Below are 17,803 nucleotides of genomic sequence, written 5' to 3' on the forward strand. Positions count from 1 at the left end.
TCAGAGAAGGCCGTGACGGGGCGGGCGGATGTCGCTCAGCACGTACCGGCCGATGTGCTGGATTTTCCATCGGGGCGGGTCGTGCAAGGTGTGGATGCGGGCGTCGCGCCAATGCCGGTGCAAATTGGTGGAGTTGAGCGCCGAGCGGGTACCGGACACCTCGAACAGGGCGCTGGCCACGTCGACGGCGGCCTCCGCTGCCCGCACCTTGGCGACCGCGACTGCGATGGAGGCCTCGGCGGCCGTGTCGTCGGTGAGGTGGCCGCGGGCGGCGTCGACCGCGCCCGCGGCCTCACGCAGCAGCGCCTCGGACGCCCGGAGCTGGATGGCGAGTTCACCGAAGCGCTGGATCAGCAGAGGGTCTTCGGCAGCGGTCTCGAGGCCGCTCTCGAACCAGGCGCGGCTCTTGGTGCGGACGAACTCCACGGCCTGGGCCAGTGCGCCGCCCGCGATTCCCACGTCGATGGCAGCGTGCAACAACTGGGTTATGGCTCCGTGGAGTTGAGGGCCCTGGAAGGTGAGGTGATGGGGCAGGACCCGGTCGGCGGGCACGAGGACGCCGTCCAGGCGGACGCTTCCGCTGGCGGTAGTGCGCTGGCCCATGCCGTCCCAGTCGTCGATCACCGTGACGCCGGGGGCAGTCCGGGGGACGAAGGCGACGTACATGTTGTCGTCCTCGGCACAGGCCAGCACGGGGATCCAGTCAGCGAACAGAGCCCCGGTGCAGTAGTGCTTGACGCCGTTCAGGGCGTGGAAGCCGTCGGGGCGGCGCTCCAGGCGTGTGCGGAAGTCCTGCACATGCTTGGTGCCCGCCTCGGACTGCGCGTTGCCGAAGCGGCGGCCGGCCAGCAGTTCGGCGAAGAAGAACGTGCGCTGTGGCTCGGTGCCCTGACGGCGGATCACATTGGCGTAGACGAAATGGCTCTGCGGGATCTGGGCGAGACTGCCGTCGGCGGAGCCGAGCAGCCGGAAGACCTCGGCGAGGGTCCGCGCGCTCACATCGGCGCCGCCGTACTCGGCGGGCACGGTCACGGCAAGCAGTCCGGATGCGGACAGCCGATCCAACTCGGCGCGCGGGAGGCGCCGTTCGGCGTCGCGCTCGGCGGCCCCGATGCGGAAGTCGTCGGCCAGGGCAGCGGCGACGGCGAGTGCCTCCGCCTCGTCGGTGATGACATGTGCGGTCATGGCGCTCAGCTCACCGCCGCGAGCTGCGCGGTGCGTTCCAGGGCCGCCGAGAACTGGTGCACGACCTGTCCCAGAGCCTCCGCAGTGGAGGGGGCGACGCCGAGCGAGCCGTCCTCCCCTACAGTGATGTCCTTGTCCAGGACGAACCAGCCCGGCACGATGTGCGCGGCACCCATGGAGCTGAGCACCGGGCGCAGCGCGTAGTCGATGACGAGGACGTGCGCGGCGGAACCGCCGGTGGCCAGCGGCAGGATCGTCTTGTTGGCGAGGGCGTACTGCGGCAACAAGTCCAAGAGCGCCTTGAGGACACCGGAGTACGACGCCTTGTACACAGGAGTGCCGACTACGACTCCATCGGCGCGGGCGAACAGCTCGGTCGCCTCGACGACGGCGGGATGCCGGAAGTCCGCGCCGAGCAGGGCCTCGGCCGGGATCGTACGGACGTCGAGCGCGATCACCTCATGTCCCTGGGCGGTCAGCCACTGATTCAGGTGGCGCAACAGGCGTCCGGTGCGCGAGGACGCGGAGGGGCTGCCGGAGACGGACAGAACGGTGGCCATGGGTACCTGGTTTCTCTGCGGGTGCCCGTCGGGCGAGCGTGACAGGAGGAGTCGGACGCGGGTGCAGACGGGCCTGTCCTGAGATCGAGGCCGGTCTCAGGGGGCGGAAGGGGATGACATCCAGACTTGCGCTCCGGCGCCCCTCGGGGTGCGGGAGCCGAGCGGGAGAATTCGGCGCCGGGCTTCAGCTGTCGATCAGCACGAACGGCGAGGCGGCGATTTCGCCGCCCGCGCGGTACCCGATCTCGATCACTGCGCGTCGAATTCCGGCAGCGGAATGAGAATTCGGTTCACACGCCAAGAGAAACCCGGCGGCCGGTGATCGGTGAGGATTCAGGCCTCGGGACAACAGGAAGCGCTGGAAACGCGCGCGAGGTCGACGTGGCGTCGCCTCGTGAGATCCAGTCCCATCATCATGCTGGTGATTGTGGCAATAGCCCGCGCGCACCGTCAAGGAAGATCCGGCCGTTCTCGCATGCCGGACCATTGAATTTCGCGAAGGTATGACAGGGAAAACCTTGAACCAGCTGGGTTCCCAGGCATTCTGTGACGGTGCGGACCGAACAACTCGAATACATGGCGGCAGTGACCCGGCTCGGTTCACTCCGCCGGGCGGCCGACGAACTGCGCCTGTTCCGGCCGGCGTCGAGTGAGACAGTGCGCAACCTGGAACAGGAACGCGGAGCAGACCTGCTGGAGCGCAGGTGCTTGGGCGCAGCGCTGAGCACGGCCGGCCGGGAAACAACATCGCATCAGCCGCATTGCCCTGTCCGGTGTGCGGCAGGAAGCGCGGTTTCCAGACCATCCTGTCACCGGCGAGGTCGGCAAGGTCGGCCAGGCGGGCCCGGAAGAGCGCGGAGATGGTGAAGCCGTCGTGATCGCCCCGTTGCGGGCAGGCGCAATGGCGGGGTGTATGACCCTGATCGCTCCGTCACCCAGCGGAGTGCATAACCAGTGCGGTTGTGTGCGGTGGAGGGTGGTGTAGGCGGCTTCCTGGGCAGATCCACATGGGATTCCTTCGGTATCCTGGCTGTTTCATCTGCGACAGGTGCCGTTGAGCGCCTCCGCGTGACACAGGTCCGCTGTCTTCTTCTTCCGAAGGCCTGTCGTCGGCTGGGTGCCCCTTCGCGGATCTGCGGCGCGCCCGTGCAGAGATGGGTTCTCGTCCGGTGTCCGCCTGATCCATGACATTCCCGGGCCATATCTCCCACGTCCGCATCGATAGCGAACGCTGACGCCCGCCGTGGTGCAAACAGAACTGCCGCGCCCCCGAGGCAATGAGGCGCGTCAGCGTTCTTTGGTGGTGGGCCGTCAGGCCAGGGTGACTTCGACTGGAAGGTGCTTGATGCCGTTGACGAAGTTGGAGCGGACGCGCGGGACTTCGCCGGTCAGGCGGATGTCGGCGAGGCGCGGGATCAGTTCCTCGAACATGATGCGGATCTCGGTGCGGGCGAGCAGGTTGCCCAGGCACAGGTGCGGGCTGCCCTTGCCGAAGGTGACGTGGTCGTTGTTCTCGCGGGCGACGTCGAAGTCGTAGGGGTTGCCGAAGACCTGCTCGTCGCGGTTGCCCGAGGCGTACCACATGACGACCTTGTCGCCCTCCTTGACCTGCTTGCCGCCGAGTTCGACGTTGCGGGTCGCCGTGCGCCGGAAGTGGTAGACGGGGGAGGCCCAGCGCAGGAACTCCTCGACCGCCGTGGGGATCAGGGACGGGTCGTCCTTGAGGCGGGCCAGCTGCTCGGGGTGCTGGAGCAGCGCGAGCATGGCGTGGGACATGGTGTGCCGGGTGGTCTCGTTGCCGGCGACCACCAGCAGGAGGAAGTAGTTGTCGAAGTCCTGCGACGAGAGCGGAACGCCGTCGCGCGGGGTCTCGTTGACGAGTCGGGAGACGATGTCCGTGCCGTTCTTGCCGCGGCGCTGGGATGCGAGGTCGCGGCCGTATTCGAAGACCTCCAGGGCGGCCGGGGAGCGGAAGGGCAGATCCTTGTACCTCTCGCTCTCGGCGCTCTCCAGCAGGACGTCCGCGTAGTCGGGGTCGGTGTTGCCGACCATGCGGTTGCCCCAGTCGATGAGCTGCTGGTTGTCCTCCGGCGGTACGTCGAGGAGCCGGGCCAGCACGTTGATGGGGAAGTCGGCGGACACCTCGTTGACGAAGTCGAAGGTGCCCTTGGGCAGGGCCGCGTCCAGGGTCTGCGCGGTCAGGCCGCGCAGGAAGTCGCTGTAGCCGTTGATGACGTTGGCCCCGAACTGGCGCTGGATGACGCTGCGCAGGGCCCGGTGGCGGACTCCGTCCATCTCCAGGATGGAGGCGCGCTTCTTGATCTGGTCGTCGTCGAGCTCTTCGAGGTTGACGAACTTCGTGGAGGTGAAGGTCTCGGGGTCGCGGTCGACGGTGGCGATGTCCGCGTGCCGGGTGACGGCCCAGAAGCCGGAGTTGGGTGCGTCCTCGGGGGTCCAGTGGACAGGGTCCTCGTGGCGCAGGGTGTGGAACATCCGCCAGGGCCTGGTGGGATCGGTGTAGTTGTCCAGGTCGGCGAGGTCGACGTCGCTCAGCGCGAGGGGCTCGGCAAGGCGCTCGCGCAGTTCGGCGGCGCTGGCGGGGGTGACGGGAACGGTGGGGCTGGTCATGATGGCAGGTTTCCTTGGGGGCTTCGGGGGATTACAGGTGGTAGGCGTATTCGGTGAACTCCCAGTCCGTGACATGCCGGCCGAAGCGTGCGAGTTCGTCGCGCTTGTACGTGAGGAAGGAAGTGGTGAAGGCCTTGCCGAGCACCTCGGTCAGGGCGGCATCCGCCTCCAGCGCGTCGAGCGCGGCGGACAGGGTCTGCGGGAGCAGGTCGGAACGGGATGTGTCGTAGCCGTAGCCCTCCAGGGGGGCCGGGGGTTCCTCGCCGGCCTGGACACCGAGCAGGGCCGCCGCGATCGTGCCCGCGATCAGCAGGTACGGGTTGGCGCTGGCGTCGCCGAGCCGGAGCTCCAGCCGGGCCCCGCTGCCGCGCTCAGGCGGGATGCGGACCATGGAGCTGCGGTTGTCGAGCCCCCAGTCGATCAGCCAGGGCGCGAGGGTGTCGGGACCGAAGCGTTTGTACGAGTTCACGGTCGGGTTGGCCAGCGCCGCGAGCGCGGGGGCATGGGCGAGGATGCCGGCCACGGCGTGCCGGGCGGTGGCGGAGAGGCCGTAGGGGTCCGCCGGGTCGTCGAAGGCGTTGCGGTCCTCGGCGTCGTCGCAGGACAGATGCAGATGGAAGCCGGAGCCGCCCGCGTCGCCGAAGGGCTTCGCCATGAAGGTGGCCATGTTGCCCTCCTGGCGGGCCAGTTCCTTCACGGCCGCCTTGAAACGGAAGGCACGGTCGGCGGCGTCCAGGGCGGCGGAGTGGGTCAGGTTGATCTCGTACTGTCCGCCGTCGAACTCGTGGTTGCCGGTGATCACGCCGAGCCCCAGTTCACGCAGGTGGCGCAGGGTCCGCAGCAGGTGGTTGCCGGGGTCTGCGCGCAGGCCGGCGGTGTAGACGGAGCCGGTGGTCTCGGGGGAGCGGCGCCAGCCGGTGGGTGTGCCGGGGGCGGGCTCCAGCAGGAAGTACTCCAGTTCGGGGCCGACTACGGGGCGCAGCCCCTGCTCGGTGGCCCGGGCCAGGACCGTGCGCAGCAGGTCGCGGGGCGATTCGGGCGCCGGGGCCCCGGTCGCCGGGTCGGTGACCTCGCCGAGACAGGCGGCGACGCCGGGCTCCCAGGGCAGGACGGCCAGGGTGGACAGGTCGGGGCGCACGGTCACGTCCGGCAGCCCGGCGTCCAGACCGCCCGCGACCGCGACCACATCGCCCTGCGGACTGGTGTGGTAGACGGCCCGGCAGAAGGCGAGGCCATGGTCGCAGGCCGCCGGCAGATGGTCCAGCAGGACGTCGCGGGCGCGGTCGGTGCCGATCAGATCGGGGTAGACGACCCTGACCACGTCGACGCCCTCGGCGGCGAGCCGCTCCATGTGCAGGCGGATGTCTGGAATATCGGATGCGTTCACCGATGTCTCCTTGGACGGGTGGGGCGATCCCCGCGCCTGGGGCCGTGGGGATGGGGTGACGCGAGCCGTGGCGCGGGGAGGGAGAAGGCCTCCAGGAGTAGCTCGTTTGAGCCCGAACGGTATGGAGAAGGACCCTCGTCCCGCAAGGGGGTCGTCGCAAAAAGTTATCCATCTGGACAGGTGTTGACCGCGGGTGGCCGGCTGCCTACCTTGTTTGAAGCCAAACGAGTTAGGGGTGCGGATTTCCGTTCACCTTTGGCCACGGGGGCCCGGCCGCACTCGCGCGGGTCCCCCTCACCTCCCCTCCTTTCCCGTACTCCGACGCCCACACCCTCAGGAGGACCGGCCGTGAAGGTCGTCGTCGACATGAACAAGTGCCAGGACCACGGCCAGTGCGTCTTCGCGGCCCCCGACGTCTTCTCGATGGACGAGGTCGGCCACCTGGCGTACGTGTCCGACCCGCACGACGCGCTGGGCGACGAGGTCGAAGAGGCCGCGGACGTGTGCCCGCTGCAGGCCATCCGGATCGAGGCCTGACATGGGCGGCCGTATCGTGGTCGCCGGCGCCTCGATGGGTGGCCTCCGGGCCGCCGAACAGCTGCGCGCGGCGGGCTGGACCGGTGCGATCACGGTCGTCGGCGACGAGCCCCACATGCCCTACAACCGGCCTCCGCTGTCCAAGGAGGTCCTGGCCGGCAAGGCCCCCTTCGAGTCGCTGGCCTTCACCCCGAAGGCCGCCGCCGCCGATGTGGAGTGGCGGCTCGGCGTGACGGTCGTCGAGGCCCGGCTCGACGAGCGCACGGTCGTGCTCGACGACGGCTCGCGGCTCTCCTACGACGGACTGGTCGTCGCCACCGGCATGCGGCCCCGGCGGTTGCGCTGCCCGGGTCCGCTCGCCGGTCGGCACACCGTCCGCACCCTCGACGACGCCCAGGGTCTGCGCGAGGAGCTGATCCGCTCCGGCGCCCGTGTCGTCGTGGTCGGCGCCGGATTCATCGGCTGCGAGGTCGCGGCCACCGCCGTGGGACTCGGCGTCCGTGAGGTCACCGTCGTCGATCCGCTGTCCCTGCCCATGGTGGGACCGCTCGGCGAACTGCTCGGGCAGGCCCTGCTCAAGCGGCACGAGGAGCGCGGGGTGCGCTTCGAACTCGGGGCGGGGGTCGCCGGGTTCGAGGGCGAGGACCGCGTCACCGGCGTCACCCTGGGTGACGGCACTGTGCTGCCCGCCGACGTGGTCGTGGAGTCGGTCGGCTCCGTCGCCAACGTCGAGTGGCTTCAGGGCAACGGCCTCGACCTCAGCGACGGCGTGCTCACCTGCGAGCAACTGCGGGTCGGCGGCCGACCCGAGGTCGTCGCGGTGGGCGACGTCGCCCGCTTCCCCAACGCCCGCTACGACGGCGTGCCCCGCCGCGTCGAGCACTGGTCGATCCCCGCGGACACGGCCAAGCACGCCGCGAAGGCGCTCGTCGCCCATCTCACCGGGAAGGAAGGGGAGTTGGCCCCCTTCGCGCCGCTGCCCACCTTCTGGAGCGACCAGCACGACTTCCGGCTCCAGTCCTTCGGCGCACCGGTGCTCGGCAAGGACGACGTCCGGATCCTCGACGGCGACCCGGAAGGCGACGTTCTCGTCGGCTACCACCGCGACGGCCGACTCGCCGGCGTCGTCGCGCTCGGCGGCCAGGCCGCCGCCATGGGTGCCGCCCGCTACCGCGCCCAGCTGCTGAAGCAGCCCGCTCTCGCCGTGTCCCTCCCCGTGTAAGGAACCCTCCCTCATGTCTGCTGTCCGTGGTTACTTCCACCCCAAGACGGAGACGGGCGCATCGTCGCTGATCCCGTCCCCGCCGTGGCGGTACTCGGGTGATCTGCTGACCGTCGAGTACCGCACCGACCCCGCGCGGGTGCGTGAACTGCTGCCCGAGCCGCTGGAGTTGGCCGAGGAGGACCCCGGCGCGGTCGCGCTGATCTGGGCCGACTGGCAGTCCTGCTCGGCGTCGGGGGAGGAGCTGCTGGATCCGGTGCTCTCGCAGTACAAGGAGGCGTTCGCGGTCGTGCGCTGCACGTACCGGGGGCAGACGTACTCGCGGTGCGTCTACATCTGGGTCGACAAGGACTTCGCGATCGCCCGGGGGCTGCACCAGGGCTATCCGAAGAAGCTCGGATCGATCCACCAGACGCGGCCGCACCCCTACGGGCCCGCTCCGCGGATCGAGGCCGGCGCCCGCTTCGGCGCGACCCTCGCCGCGGCGGACCGGCGTCTCGCCCAGACCGTGGTGACCCTGCGGGAACCCTCGGAGACGAGCGGCTTCGTCAACGGCCACCCCATGGCCCACCACCGCTGGCTGCCTTCGATCGAGAAGGGCAAGGGGCTCGCCCTGGACGAGCTGATCGAGTCCGGCGCCGCGTCCTTCGAGGGCGGTCAGGCGTGGGTGGGGGACGCGGAGCTGGAGCTGTTCGAGGCGCCCACCGAGGAGCTGGCCCGGCTGGAGATCCGGGAGCCGATCGCCGCGTACTACCGGCAGGTCGGGGTGGCCTGGGACGGCGGCCGCCTGCTGGAGTCCGGCACCTCGGGTGCCGAGTAACCCCCTTACGAGGCGAAGTTCTTCCACTACCTGATGATGGCCGGTGCCCTCGGCGAGCAGGCCTGCACCGCCCGGGCCCGGCGGTACGGCGAGTACGAGAACTCGATCGGCACCGGCCAGGTCCACCTCTGGTTCGACCGGCCCGCCGACGGCTGGACCGGCACGGAGACATCCGTGACCGCCGAGCCCCGCAACCCGCACCGCCGCTCCTAGGAAGGCCCGCCATGCCCGAATACCGCCGCATCCTCCTGGACGGCGCCGCCGTCCAGGTCACCGTCGACGGGGACGAACTCGTCGCCGGGGACGGGCGTCGCGTGAAGACCGACGACGCCCTGCATCTGCCGCCGGTCGTGCCGTCGAAGGTGATCGCCGTCCATCTCAACCACCGCAGCCGCGTCGACGAGTTCCAGATCCGGCTGCCCGACACCCCGACCTACTTCCACAAGCCGACCTCCTCCCTCAACTCCCACAAGGGCGCGATCGTCCGGCCCGAGGGCTGCAAGTGGCTCAACTACGAGGGCGAGGTCGCCATCGGGATCGGGCGGACCGCGCGGAACGTCTCGCCGGCCGAGGCGGGGGAGTACATCGCCGGGTACACCATCGCCAACGACTACGGGCTGCACGACTTCCGGGACACCGACGCCGGGTCCATGCTGCGGGTGAAGGGGTCGGACACGCTGTGCCCGCTCGGCCCGGGGCTGGTCACCGACTGGGACTTCCACGGCAAGCGGCTGCGTACGTACGTCAACGGCGAGGTCGTCCAGGACGGTTCGACCGACGAGATGAAGTGGGACATGCACTATCTCGTGGCCGACATCGCCCGGACCATCACCCTGTATCCCGGTGACGTGCTGCTGTCCGGGACCCCGGCCAACTCGCGGCCGGTCCAGCCGGGTGATGTCGTCGAGGTGGAGGTGGAGGGGCTCGGGCGGCTGACCAACCACATCGTCACCGGGCCCACCCCGATCCGCAGCGACGTCGGCGCGCAGCCCACCGAGTCCGAGGAAGTGCTGTCCACCGCGCTGGGCGGCGACTGGGAGTTCCGTGGCATCCGCCCACCCCGGCGATGACGCCGCCGGTATGAGACCGCGCCGCACCGGGCCTGACGGAAGAGGTCGCCCGGTGCGGTGCTGTCACGACTATGGGCCGCTCGCTGCCGACCGTGCCGGAGGGCCCGCCGGGCCGGCGGAGTGCCGGGTAGGGTCGCAGACAGGACCGAACCCGCCGAGACCCCGGAAGACCCCGAGCCACGCAGACGCATGAACTACGGGGAGGGCCGGGAGGCCCTGTTGAACGCGGCCGTGCGAGTGGTGGCCCTGGGCGGGCTGCGCAAACTGACCTACCGACGGTCGTTCAGGACGCGGGGACCACCCATGGTCTGGTCGTCCATCACTTCGGCTCGCGTGACGCGCTGATCGAGGAGGCCCTCGCGCACGCTGTCCACACCTCGCTGGACATCAGCGCGCTGGAACCCGGTACCGGCGAGGTCACGGACTTCTCGGCGGTCGTGTCGGAGATCGTAATCACTGATCCGGACATACGGGCGTTCCAGTAAGAGCTGCTGCCGGACGGCCGACGCCGATGAGACCTGCGGACCGGCTGAAGCACGGCACGGTGCGGTCCGGCGGCTGATCCGGCCGTCCGGTGCGGCCTCACCGCGGGCATCACCGGACGACGGCGACCTCGTCGACGCCGGTCAGCGGCTCTCGGCCGGATGCACCATGTCGTCCAGGAACCTGTCCACCAGCCACGCCGGGCGTTCTCACGGGCCGCAGGTGCCATGGCGTGGTTGCGGGCAAGCGACTCGTCCGCTGCCACGCCGACCCGCTCGCACTGCCGCCGGCCACGGAGGTCGAGGTTCGCCTGGACCGCCGAAACGGTGATCTCCGGATGGAACTCCACCCCGAGCGGGCGTCCGGCCCGGAACGCCTTCCCACCTCGTGTTGCAGGCGAGCTCGGTGGCCCTGAGGGCAGGACGCAGCGGTCGTAGTGCCAGGAACCACGGGCCGGACGGCACGAGGGCGGGGTCGACCGTGTCGACGTCGAACCAGCCGATCTCAGTGGGCCGGGCTTCTCCACCGGCCCCGGAGCCGATCACCGTCTCGTCGTGGACCGACCAGGGGCCCCGGCGAGACGATCACGTCCCCGCCGGCGACGTCGGGGAAGCAGGGCACATCGGGTGCGTGGTGACGGCGACGGCCACGGCGGCCAGGTCGTCTCCGCGTTCCGCGGGCCGGCCGCTGACCGGCCCCGGGGCCGTCACGTAGTCGCGCTCTGGACAAGGAGTGCGCGCACTGTGCGCTTCCTTCCCGGCCTCCATGGATCACCCGGATCAATGCCATGAGCCCTTGTGAAGGCTCTCGGCACATCATATCGTTTGGGAGCAAATAGGTATTTGTCCGGAGGTTCCGCATGCTGGACATCACCCACGAGGAGTGGCTGCGCCGAGCCAAGGCACTGGACCTGTCCGGCCTGCATCACATCGACGGCGCCGACGAGGGCGCGGAAGAGGTGGCCGCGGCCGTGGCCGCCGCCCGCCGCGCCTTCGACTCCGGCCCCCGGCCGCGGCTCGCACCCGCCGACCGAGGCCGGATGCTGCTGCGCATCGCCGATCTGCTCGAAAAGCGGCGCGCGGAGCTGGCGTTGACCGTCAGCCTGGAGATGGGCAAGCCGATCACCAACCCGTACGACATCGAACTGCGGGCCGTGATCACCACATTCCGCTGGTACGGGCAGCCGGCCGACAAGCTGCCCGACGAGTCGCTCCACACCGCCTCGGACGCCCTCGCGCAGGTCACCCCGGAGCCGGCGCGTCGCCGGTGCGGTCGTGCCGTGGAACTTCCCCCTGACCCTGGCCGGCGGGAAGACAGCCCCGGCACTCGCCGCGGGCTGCGCCGTCGTACCGAAGCCGTCGGAGAACTCACCCCTGTCGGCCCTGCTGCTCGGGCGCAGGACGCGGCTGCGGTCTTCGCCGCCACCGGCGGGCTGGTCACAACGCGGCCCTGGGGGCACGACGGCGACCCGGTGGAGCGACACACCTACGAGAGGCGGGGATGAGCGACCGCATCGACGACTTCCTACCAGGCGGTTTCGTTACGACTCCCTAGCGAGCGAGGAGGACATGGCGTGACAGTCCATGCCTCGGACGACCAGCACCGACCGGGATACGGCGCAGGGCGCAACGCGCTGCTGACGGCGGCCGTGCCCCACGGCCACGGCCTGGTCGTCCACCACTTCGGCACCCGGGACATCCTGCTGGAACAGGCCCTGTGCTGGGCAGTCGACCACAGCATCGAGACGGTGTCGCTGATCCCGGCGAGCGGCAGGCTGGAGGACTTCGCCGCCTTCCTGGCCGACTTCGTGGCCGGCTGTCCCGACCTGCAGGCCGTCCCGTACGAGCTGAAGGCGGAGGCGAGCCGGCGACCCGAGCCGCGGCCCCACGTGGACATGCTGCACGACGCGTACCGGCGCGCGGTCCGCGAGGCGCTGGCCTGCTTCAGGGGCGACGAGGGGATGACGGAGACCGTCTTCGCGGCCCTGGAAGGTCTCATCTTCCAGCAGGTCACCTCTGGAGACATCCGATGCACCCGGGAAGGCACCGCGGCGCTGCGCCAGCTCCTGGCGGCTCGCCGCGCGCAGCCGCCGTCCGTCATCTACGGCAGTACATTGTTCAGGAGAACGGACCAAACGGCACCCGCACCACGCACACCTGGCACAGCCATGACACGTCTCATCGGCCCACAAGGAGCAAGGCCGGAGCAGCACGGCGCCAGCCGAGGGCTCGGCCGTGACTCCTTGACGGCCGGACGGGCGAGCGCGGTACTGGACGACCGGATGCGGATCATCGGCTGGAGTGCGCAGGCCGAGGCGCTGTTCGGATACACGCCATCCGAGGTCCTGGGGCGTTGCGCCGACGAGGTCCTCGCGGACACGGTGACGGCCGCCCGTCTGTCCCCGGATCCGGGCGACTCCGGAGCGCCGGACGGGAGCACACCGTACGGCATCCGGTCGGTGCGCCATCGCGACGGCGCATCGGTGCCCGTCGCCGTCGCCCTCGACCCTCTCACACACGGCGTCGGCGGGGCTGCCTGGCTGGTCGTGGCGATGGACGTGCGCCTGCTGCGGCAGCGCGCCATCGACCGGGCCATGCTTGACGGACTTCACCGCCAGTCGCCGATCCAGCTGGTTGTCTACGACACCGACTCCCGCGTCCGGTGGATCAACAAGGCCATCGAGAAGCAGTTCGGTGTGACGCTGGAGGAGGTCGCGGGGCGCTATGTGCACGACATCCTGCCGGAGGGGGTGCTGCTCACCGAGGACGGCGGGACATTGAAGGACGTCGAGCGCCCCATTCGACAGGTACTGCGCACCGGTGAACCGGTGATCGACATCCGGTACCGCAGCGCCACCCGGCTCGACCCCGACCACGACCACGTCTGGTCCCTCTCCTATTTCCTGCTGCAGGACGAGTCCGGCCACGCGGTGGGCGTCTGTGAAGCCGGCCTGGACATCACCGACCGCTATGTGACGCGACAGCGCCTGGCTTTGCTGAGCCGGGCCGGCGGCAGCATCGGCCGGACCCTGGACATCCAGGGGACTGCGGAGGATCTGGCAAGGCTCGTGGTCCCCGACTTCGCCGACACGGTGACCGTGGACCTGCTGGAGCCGGTCCTCAACGGCCAGGAGCCCCCGACCGCCGGACATGGCACCGGTCCGCCGCCAGCTCTGTGCCGGATGGCCCAGCATGTCCGCGACGCGGCCTCCGACGCCACGGGAACGGCCGCGGACGCCCTGAACGACGTACGGCTGCGCTGCCTGTCGGACGCCGCCCCCGTCACCGATCCGGTCACCAGAGCGCTCGCCGTGCCGCTGACGGCCCGGGGTGCCGTCCTGGGCGCGGCGGTGTTCCAGCGGGCCGCGCCGCGCGACCCGTTCGATACCGAGGAGACCGCTCTCGCCGGGGAACTGGTGTCCCGGACCGCGGTCTGCGTGGACAACGCCCGGCGGTATGCGCGCGAGCACGCCACCGCGCTGACCCTGCAGCGCGACCTGCTGCCCCGTGGCCTGGCGCGGCCGGCCGGAGTGGAGGTCGCCCACCGCTACCTGCCGACGGCAGGTCCCTCCGGAGTCGGAGGTGACTGGTACGACGTCATCCCGCTCTCCGGGGCCAGGGTGGGCCTGGTGGTCGGCGACGTGGCTGGGCACGGACTCGGCGCCGCCGCCACCATGGGACGACTCCGCACCACGGTCAGCGCCCTCGCCGCGTTGGATCTCCCGCCGGACGAGTTGTTGGCGCGCCTGGACGATCTGGTGGCCCGCCCGAACGCACCACAGCTCACGGACACCGGGGACGACGTGGAGGACCAGGCACTGGGTGTGACCTGCCTGTACGCCATCTACGATCCGGTATCGCGGACCTGCGTCCTAGCCCGCGCAGGTCACCCCCAGCCGGTCCTGGTCATGCCCGACAGGCATGCCGAGACCGTGGAAGTACCCGCCGGTCCGCCGCTCGGCCTCGGGGGCCTCCCGTTCGAGAGCGTCGCCCTGGAACTGCCGGAAGGCAGCACCCTGGCCCTGTTCACCAACGGCCTCGTCGAGAGCCGCGCTCGCGACATCGATCTCGGTGTCCGCGCCCTGTGCGACACGCTCTCCCATCTAGGTGCCGGACCCCTGGAGGACACCTGCGCGGCGGTCGTCGGCGAGCTGCTGCCCCGGCCCCCCGAGGACGACGCTGCCCTGCTCCTGGTGCGCGTGCACGCCTTGCCGGAGCATCTGGTGGCGACCTGGGACATCCCCGCCGACCCGGGCGAGGTGGCCCGCGCTCGGATGCTCGCCTGCCGCCAGCTGGCCGAGTGGGACGTACCCGACGAGGCGGCCTTCGTCGTCGAACTCGTCGTCAGCGAACTCGTCACCAACGCCATCCGGTACGGCGGAGCCCCGGTCCAGCTGCGGCTCATCCGAGAACGCGGGCTTATCGTGGAGGTCTCGGACAGCGGCCACACCTCCCCGCACCTGCGCAGGGCCGCTACGGAGGACGAGGGTGGCCGGGGCCTGTTCCTAGTGGCGCAGCTGACCGAACGCTGGGGCACGCGTTACACGCCGACCGGTAAGACAATCTGGACTGAAACGCCTCTGACCCCGCCCGAGTTGCCGAAGCTTCTCGCCGACGACGCGTTGTCCCTGTGACGGCGACGGGTACCCAGCCCTTCGGACGCCGGCCGCTGCGGCGAGGGGCCGGCTCGGCATCGTCGAGGGGAGCCAGGCGGCGCTCCGCACCGTGCTCCCCGACCTGTCGCAGCCCGTCCGTGACGCGCGTGATCCACACCGGCCAACTCGGGCCGCTCAGGCGGCAGATCCTGTCGACTGCCTCTGGTTGCCACTGAGCGACCCGGGGTGAATCGGGGTCGAATCCGAGCGGTTTCCTCTGACTGCCTCCGATCGCCTTTGCGGCCAGTCCTAGCAGGTCACAGCCTCATCGCCGCGCATGAGCGCTGGTCAGAAAGATGCGCCAGCTGTACGACTGGTTCCTGGCGAAGGCGGCGATGTGCGGCATGGCGTTCGGCTCCCGTGGTTGGGGCGTGGCGACATCGTCGGGACGGGGTGCACGGGGCGCAATACGGCTTCCGTTTCGCGGAAGGGTGCTTGGAAAGTTCCTGGTGAGAGCCTTGATGTGAGGCGTCGTGCCGCCGCCCGCTGGTGGCGGAGACAGCAGCCGTGCCGTGTGCCTGCACTGTCGGGCGATGTTGATCCGCGACCATTCAATTGCGAGCTATGTTCTTAATAGTTCTTTTGCGCCACTTACTTGGCGGTATACGGCTGGTGCAGCGGCAGAAGTTAGATATCCGCATATCAAGAAGGAGCGTTGCTCTGATCGGGGGCTTCCGGGGCGAATCCGGGTCGACTTTGCCCTCCCCGGGTGTTTTCGCAGTTCACGGTCGTGATCGGAAGACGTAACCGGGTGACTGTGGAAGCGGCCGTTGAGCCCTGCAGCCTGGGCTGCGGTCGCCAGCAGGTTCTTGGTCTGCTTGTAGCACATCGTCCGCGAAGTGCTGACCAGCATAGATGGTCAACGTGGTCGCTGAGAGGCGGCATCTGGTCCGAGTATGGTCCGGATCTTGTTCGTTGGGTGGTGATGTGCGCGCTCGTTCGAGAACCCAAGTTGGCAACTTGATGAGACAGCTGCAGGTGCGGGAAAATTAGACGCAGGCCGTCTGGCTGTCGGTCGTCGCGTTGGGACCGTCCCCGCGGGTGCGGGGCGCCATGCTGGTGTCCGTCTCTTACGCCCTGGGATAGTGGCGGTAGCTCTCCGGGATCGCCGAGGACCGCAACAACGGCGTCGAGATCCAGTACTGCGGCTCGCATGCGAGTGCCGGTCGCCCACTGGGGCCGATCGAGGGTCACAACGAGAAGGTCCCCAAGGCGAAGACCATCAAGGTCGATGGTGGCGATCGTTCCGCAGGGCGCCCCAGGATCGCAACCCCTTGCGATATGGCGCGTCGCCCTTCAGGCGGAGGTTCGCAGGGTGAGATCGGCGCCGACGTGATGCATAAGAGGACATTCGCGACGGTTTCCCGCCCATGGCCGACAGCCCTGCCGACGGCCGGCCCTGAACCGGGCTTTCGCCGGACGCGGCGCTCCGCCGCATTGGCGGAGTGTCGGCCTACGTCCTGAAGCGCCTGTCTACCCGCGGGCCCAGACTGCCCGAGCGCTGCAAGACTTTCGGCAAGCTGGAGGCGGCTTGCCGAGTGTTCTGTGAGGTGGTCAACTCCCTCATTCATCGCTCGACTCGACGCAAAACAGGTTGAGCTGCTCGCAGAGGAACGTCAGCCGACGGTGGACGGCTGTACGCGGATCACCGTCCAGTCGACCTCCGGAGCGAGCACGGCTGCCTGCTCCAGTTCTGCCTCACCGCCGATGAGTTCGCGTGCTATCTCTCCAACGGCCCACGTGGGTGTGTTGGCAGCGAGCACCCGGCCCTCGCCGGTGAGCACCACCGCTTCGCCGCCGAGGAGCTTGAGGGACGGCATGACGATCTGCTCGAAGGCGGTCACCGGGACGTCTGCCCCGACGACGCCGACGAATTCGCCGTGCACCAGCAACGGCCGTGTGAACGTCAGGATGTAGAGACCGGCGCAGTGCAGATCGACGTACGGCCCCATGACCGTGCCGTGCCCCTCGTCACGAGGGATCACGAACCACGGCTTGAGGGTGTAGTCGTAGAAGCTCTCACTGCGCGGATCGAGGTTCAGTCGCAGGGGCCGGCAGTCCTGCTCGCCGGCCTGCTGCCACCACTCGAGATGCAGGGCCGCGTCGGCCAGGGTGCCGGGGGCCATGACCACGCCCGCGCCGTTGAACCGCTCTCCCTGCCGCCTCAGCAGCCCCTGGATCGTAGGTCGCAGCGCGGCCAGGTCGCTCGTCCCGGGATTCCCGCCCTCGGGGCCGGCCGTGTGCAGGTGCGCTCGTGCCTCTGCCTCCAGTTCGGCCAGCGCTGAGAAGACGGAGTCCACCCCCGTTCGGATGGATTCGCTGCACTGGACGATGCCGGTGGCTGGGGTGCTGGTCATCACTGTGCTCCGTCAAGGAGGGCGGCGTGGGTGCGCCACCGGGTCAGGCGTCGGTCAACCGTAGGTGCGTACGGACCAGATGGCGAGCGCCGGTGACCGTGTGTTCCTCGGCCAGGCGGCGTGCTTCCGCCGCGTCCCCGGCCACGATGGCCACCAGGATCTCGTGGTGCTGATCGGCGAAGGCCGCGGCGTCGGGGCCGTCTCCTCCCGGCAGCCACAGGAGCGGACCGAGTTCCGACTGCAGCCGCACCTCCAGTCGCGTCAGCCGGACGGACTGGGCGGCGACGGCCACCTCGATGTGGAAGCGGGCATCGGCCTTGCGCCTCTCGGCGGGGGAATCGGCCTTCCTCAATGCGGTGACCAGGCGGTCCAGACTCCTCGCCAGGTCGGAAGGAGCGCGCTCGGCGGCGAAGCGGGCAGCGGTGCCCGAGACGGCCAGCTGCTCGTCGCCGAGGTCGCGCAACTCCGAGATGCCGAGTTCCTTCAGACGGAGCTGGTGGATCCTGGCCAGCCCTGTCTCCGGGCTGCGGATGAAACTCCCGCCGTTGCGGCCGCGCCGGGTCTCCACCAGGCCCTGCTCACGCAGGATCGCCAAGGCCTCACGGACGGTGCCGTTGGCGACGCCGAGCTGGCAGGCGAGGTCGCTCTCGCTCGGGAGCTGCTCCCCGTCGGCCATCAGTCCGATGGTGACCGCCTCGGCGATGCGGCGGACCACCATGTCCGCCCGCCCGGAGTCGCTCAGGGGCGCGAAGACGGCGCTCAACACCGGCGAGCGGCCGTCCACTGCTGTCACGGCCCCTCCTCGAAGCTTGCGGATCGGTGACGAGAGATCGTCTGCAGGCTATCAGTCAAACCATTGTCCTTTGAACTTCAATGTAGTAGGTTTTCGCCCACTCAAGA

12 protein-coding genes and 5 pseudogenes are annotated in these 17,803 nt (G+C 69.6%); 9 read left to right on the plus strand and 8 right to left on the minus strand.

The features are described 5' to 3' along the window. From ACIPSJ_RS40060 to ACIPSJ_RS40070, 3 genes are all read right to left on the minus strand, one after another. Entirely contained in the window at positions 1–1,185 is a 1,185-nt protein-coding gene (locus tag ACIPSJ_RS40060; protein ID WP_401353245.1) for an SfnB family sulfur acquisition oxidoreductase, read from the minus strand. Positions 1,186–1,190: 5 nt separating this feature from the next. Beyond that, positions 1,191–1,745, minus strand: coding sequence for an NADPH-dependent FMN reductase (gene ssuE / locus ACIPSJ_RS40065; RefSeq protein ID WP_401353247.1), 555 nt, complete (start codon positions 1,743–1,745; stop codon positions 1,191–1,193). 333 nt (positions 1,746–2,078) lie between these two features. Continuing rightward, positions 2,079–2,162: a putative leader peptide gene (locus tag ACIPSJ_RS40070; RefSeq protein WP_401354038.1), complete on the minus strand. Its 84-nt coding sequence runs from the start codon at positions 2,160–2,162 to the stop codon at positions 2,079–2,081. Positions 2,163–2,297: 135 nt separating this feature from the next. Between ACIPSJ_RS40070 and ACIPSJ_RS40075 the strand changes: the two are divergent. Then, positions 2,298–2,498 (plus strand): annotated as a pseudogene (locus tag ACIPSJ_RS40075) (LysR family transcriptional regulator); the annotation flags it as partial. Positions 2,499–3,056: 558 nt separating this feature from the next. On the opposite strand, the gene ACIPSJ_RS40080 reads toward ACIPSJ_RS40075, so the two are convergent. Then, complete coding sequence (locus ACIPSJ_RS40080; protein WP_401353249.1) at positions 3,057–4,373, minus strand: cytochrome P450; 1,317 nt, start codon at positions 4,371–4,373, stop codon at positions 3,057–3,059. Positions 4,374–4,404: 31 nt separating this feature from the next. Beyond that, entirely contained in the window at positions 4,405–5,760 is a 1,356-nt protein-coding gene (locus tag ACIPSJ_RS40085; RefSeq protein WP_401353251.1) for a glutamine synthetase family protein, read from the minus strand. Between the two features lie 348 nt (positions 5,761–6,108). On the opposite strand from ACIPSJ_RS40085, the gene ACIPSJ_RS40090 reads away from it, so the two are divergent. The 8 genes and pseudogenes from ACIPSJ_RS40090 (at position 6,109) to ACIPSJ_RS40125 (ending at position 14,525) form a co-directional block, all read left to right on the plus strand. Continuing rightward, positions 6,109–6,297 (plus strand): ferredoxin, encoded by a 189-nt coding sequence (locus tag ACIPSJ_RS40090; protein WP_401353253.1) that lies wholly within the window; start codon positions 6,109–6,111, stop codon positions 6,295–6,297. A 1-nt stretch (position 6,298) separates the two neighbouring features. Beyond that, positions 6,299–7,519 (plus strand): NAD(P)/FAD-dependent oxidoreductase, encoded by a 1,221-nt coding sequence (locus tag ACIPSJ_RS40095; protein ID WP_401353255.1) that lies wholly within the window; start codon positions 6,299–6,301, stop codon positions 7,517–7,519. A 13-nt stretch (positions 7,520–7,532) separates the two neighbouring features. Beyond that, positions 7,533–8,339: an acetoacetate decarboxylase family protein gene (locus ACIPSJ_RS40100; protein WP_401353257.1), complete on the plus strand. Its 807-nt coding sequence runs from the start codon at positions 7,533–7,535 to the stop codon at positions 8,337–8,339. 9 nt (positions 8,340–8,348) lie between these two features. Further along, positions 8,349–8,552, plus strand: a pseudogene (locus ACIPSJ_RS40105) (catechol 1,2-dioxygenase); the annotation flags it as partial. A gap of 11 nt (positions 8,553–8,563) precedes the next feature. Then, positions 8,564–9,409: a fumarylacetoacetate hydrolase family protein gene (locus ACIPSJ_RS40110; protein WP_401353259.1), complete on the plus strand. Its 846-nt coding sequence runs from the start codon at positions 8,564–8,566 to the stop codon at positions 9,407–9,409. 189 nt (positions 9,410–9,598) lie between these two features. After that, a pseudogene (locus tag ACIPSJ_RS40115) lies at positions 9,599–9,891 on the plus strand (TetR/AcrR family transcriptional regulator); the annotation flags it as partial. An 860-nt stretch (positions 9,892–10,751) separates the two neighbouring features. Continuing rightward, positions 10,752–11,316 (plus strand): annotated as a pseudogene (locus ACIPSJ_RS40120) (aldehyde dehydrogenase family protein); the annotation flags it as partial. 149 nt (positions 11,317–11,465) lie between these two features. Beyond that, on the plus strand, positions 11,466–14,525 hold the full coding sequence (locus ACIPSJ_RS40125; protein ID WP_401353261.1) for a SpoIIE family protein phosphatase: 3,060 nt from the start codon (positions 11,466–11,468) through the stop codon (positions 14,523–14,525). Positions 14,526–14,541: 16 nt separating this feature from the next. Here ACIPSJ_RS40125 and ACIPSJ_RS40130 read toward each other — a convergent pair. From ACIPSJ_RS40130 to ACIPSJ_RS40140, 3 genes and pseudogenes are all read right to left on the minus strand, one after another. Further along, positions 14,542–14,649, minus strand: a pseudogene (locus tag ACIPSJ_RS40130) (MarR family transcriptional regulator); the annotation flags it as partial. A 1,513-nt stretch (positions 14,650–16,162) separates the two neighbouring features. Further along, the gene (locus ACIPSJ_RS40135; RefSeq protein WP_401353263.1) at positions 16,163–16,903 is read right to left on the minus strand and encodes a cache domain-containing protein; all 741 of its coding nucleotides are present in this window, start codon (positions 16,901–16,903) and stop codon (positions 16,163–16,165) included. A gap of 43 nt (positions 16,904–16,946) precedes the next feature. Beyond that, complete coding sequence (locus tag ACIPSJ_RS40140) at positions 16,947–17,696, minus strand: FadR/GntR family transcriptional regulator (protein ID WP_401353265.1); 750 nt, start codon at positions 17,694–17,696, stop codon at positions 16,947–16,949. Between the last annotated feature and the right edge of the window lie 107 nt (positions 17,697–17,803).

Source organism: Streptomyces sp. NPDC090088, assembly GCF_044747345.1.
In the GTDB taxonomy this organism is placed as follows: Bacteria; Actinomycetota; Actinomycetes; order Streptomycetales; family Streptomycetaceae; genus Streptomyces.

Excerpts from the sequence above, each read along its gene's own strand:
- ACIPSJ_RS40060 (WP_401353245.1), bottom strand. The coding sequence starts at position 1,185 with ATGACCGCACATGTCATCACCGACGAGGCGGAGGCACTCGCCGTCGCC.
- ssuE (WP_401353247.1), bottom strand. The coding sequence starts at position 1,745 with ATGGCCACCGTTCTGTCCGTCTCCGGCAGCCCCTCCGCGTCCTCGCGC.
- ACIPSJ_RS40070 (WP_401354038.1), bottom strand. The coding sequence starts at position 2,162 with ATGATGATGGGACTGGATCTCACGAGGCGACGCCACGTCGACCTCGCG.
- ACIPSJ_RS40080 (WP_401353249.1), bottom strand. The coding sequence starts at position 4,373 with ATGACCAGCCCCACCGTTCCCGTCACCCCCGCCAGCGCCGCCGAACTG.
- ACIPSJ_RS40095 (WP_401353255.1), top strand. The coding sequence starts at position 6,299 with ATGGGCGGCCGTATCGTGGTCGCCGGCGCCTCGATGGGTGGCCTCCGG.
- ACIPSJ_RS40100 (WP_401353257.1), top strand. The coding sequence starts at position 7,533 with ATGTCTGCTGTCCGTGGTTACTTCCACCCCAAGACGGAGACGGGCGCA.
- ACIPSJ_RS40110 (WP_401353259.1), top strand. The coding sequence starts at position 8,564 with ATGCCCGAATACCGCCGCATCCTCCTGGACGGCGCCGCCGTCCAGGTC.
- ACIPSJ_RS40135 (WP_401353263.1), bottom strand. The coding sequence starts at position 16,903 with ATGACCAGCACCCCAGCCACCGGCATCGTCCAGTGCAGCGAATCCATC.